Source organism: Rhodococcus sp. NPDC057014, assembly GCF_042673295.1.
Taxonomy (GTDB): domain Bacteria; phylum Actinomycetota; class Actinomycetes; order Mycobacteriales; family Mycobacteriaceae; genus Rhodococcus_F.
In genome coordinates this window covers 1-2160 of record NZ_JBHUSF010000593.1, presented here as the reverse complement: position 1 = coordinate 2160, position 2160 = coordinate 1, and the positions used below count along the sequence as shown (strand labels likewise).

2 protein-coding genes are annotated in these 2160 nt (G+C 67.8%); both read left to right on the top strand.

The window, feature by feature from the left end:
- On the top strand, positions 1 to 474 hold a 474-nt coding region (locus tag ACFTZB_RS45220), incomplete at its 5' end, for a TetR family transcriptional regulator C-terminal domain-containing protein (RefSeq protein ID WP_378442471.1).
- Positions 471 to 2120: an FAD-binding dehydrogenase gene (locus ACFTZB_RS45215; RefSeq protein WP_378442469.1), complete on the top strand. Its 1650-nt coding sequence runs from the start codon at positions 471 to 473 to the stop codon at positions 2118 to 2120. The genes ACFTZB_RS45220 and ACFTZB_RS45215, both read left to right, overlap by 4 nt.
- Positions 2121 to 2160: the final 40 nt, after the last annotated feature.

The window sequence follows — 2160 nt, the reverse complement described above, 5'->3', positions numbered from 1 at the left end:
CAGCGCTCCAGCGCGATGCTCGCGCAGATCCGGCTGGCCGCCGATTCCTCGAGCATCGACCTCTCCGGGCTCACGCCTGCCGAAAAACTGCGCGCCGGCACCGAATTGGTGCTCGGAGTCGTCCCCGTCGACGACCAGTGGTACCGGATCAATGCGGAATTCACCGCCCACGCGCTGCGCAACCCGCCGCTGAAGAAGGCCCTCGCAGCCCGTGAGGACACCATTCTCGACACCATCGTGCCGATCCTCGAGAAAGCTCTGCACAGGCTGGGGCGCCGCGTCGACGGCGATCCCCGGGTCCTCGGCCGCGCGCTCGTGGCCCTGCACGACGGCACCAGCGTCCAGTGCCTCATCGAGGACGAGAACGCGGCCGCCCGGGAACTGCGGCTCGAACTGTTCACCCGGGTCGTCGCCGCTTACACCGAACCCGACACCACCCACACCCACACACACCGGAAAGAGGGGTCCTCGTGACCGAACAGGCTGATGTGATCGTCGTCGGCGCCGGACTGGCCGGACTGGTCGCCACCTACGAGATGGTCAAGGCCGGCCGGAAGGTCCTCGTCGTCGACCAGGAGAGTCCCGCGAATCTCGGCGGGCAGGCCTTCTGGTCGCTTGGCGGCCTGTTCCTCGTCGACAGCCCCGAACAGCGACGCCTCGGCATCAAGGACTCGTACGAACTGGCGATCCAGGACTGGATGGGCACCGCCGCCTTCGACCGCGAACGCGAAGACCAGTGGCCGCGGTTGTGGGCGCAGGCGTACGTCGAATTCGCTGCCGGCGAGAAGCGGCAGTACCTCCACGACCTCGGGCTGCGTCTGATGCCGAACGTCGGGTGGGCCGAACGCGGACGCGGATCCGCTCTGGGACAGGGCAATTCCGTTCCGCGTTTCCACATCACCTGGGGCACCGGTCCGGGCGTCGTCGAAGTCTTCCTCACCCGCGTCATGGCCGCGTCGAAGCGGGGGCTCGTCACGTTCAAGCACCGCCATCAGGTCGACGAGATCGTCGTCACCGACGGCGCCGCCACCGGAGTGCGCGGCACCGTCCTCGAACCGTCCACCGAGGCACGCGGCGTGAAGAGTTCGCGTACCGCGGTCGGGGAATTCGAATTCTCCGCACAGGCCGTGGTCGTCACGTCCGGCGGCATCGGCGGCAACCCCGATCTGGTCAGGAAGAACTGGCCCGCGCGTCTCGGCAAGGCTCCCGAGAACATGCTCGCCGGTGTTCCCGCGCACGTCGACGGCCGCATGCTCGAGATCACCGAGAACGCCGGCGGCAACATCGTCAACCGCGACCGGATGTGGCACTACACCGAGGGCATCCAGAATTGGGACCCGATCTGGCCGAACCACGGCATCCGCATCATCCCCGGACCGTCGTCGATGTGGTTCGCCGGCAACGGCAAACGCCTGCCCAGCCCCAACTTCCCCGGTTTCGACACCATGGGCACCCTCGAGCACATCGTGGACAGCGGCCACCACCACACCTGGTTCGTCCTCGACCAGAAGATCATCGAGAAGGAATTCGCGCTGTCGGGGTCCGAGCAGAACCCCGACATCACGGGCCGCGATTTCAAGCTCCTCGCCGAACGCCTCAAGAAGGGGGCGCCCGGTCCCGTCGAGGCGTTCAAGCAGCACGGCGCCGACTTCGTCGTACGCGACAACCTCCGCGACCTCGTCGACGGCATGAACGCCCTCACCCCCGACGCACCGCTGAAGTACGAGGACCTCGAACGGGAGATCGTGGCCCGCGACCGGGAGGTGAAGAACGCCTACACCAAGGACTTCCAGGTCATGGCGATCCGCAACGCCCGGAACCTGCTGGCCGACAAGATCACCCGCGTGGTGAGTCCCCACGAGTTGCTCGACCCCAAGAACGGTCCGCTGATCGCGGTCCGGCTGCACCTGCTCACCCGCAAGACCCTCGGCGGGCTCGAGACCAACCTCGACTCGCAGGTGATCCGGCCCGACGGCACCCCTTTCGAGGGTCTCTACGCCGCCGGTGAGGTCGCCGGGTTCGGCGGCGGCGGCGTCCACGGGTACAGCGCGCTCGAGGGCACCTTCCTCGGCGGCTGCATCTTCTCCGGCCGGGCCGCAGGTCGCGCGCTGGCCCGGTAGGCGGCTCCGCCGCCCGTGCGTGGTTAACGAGTCCCTGGAC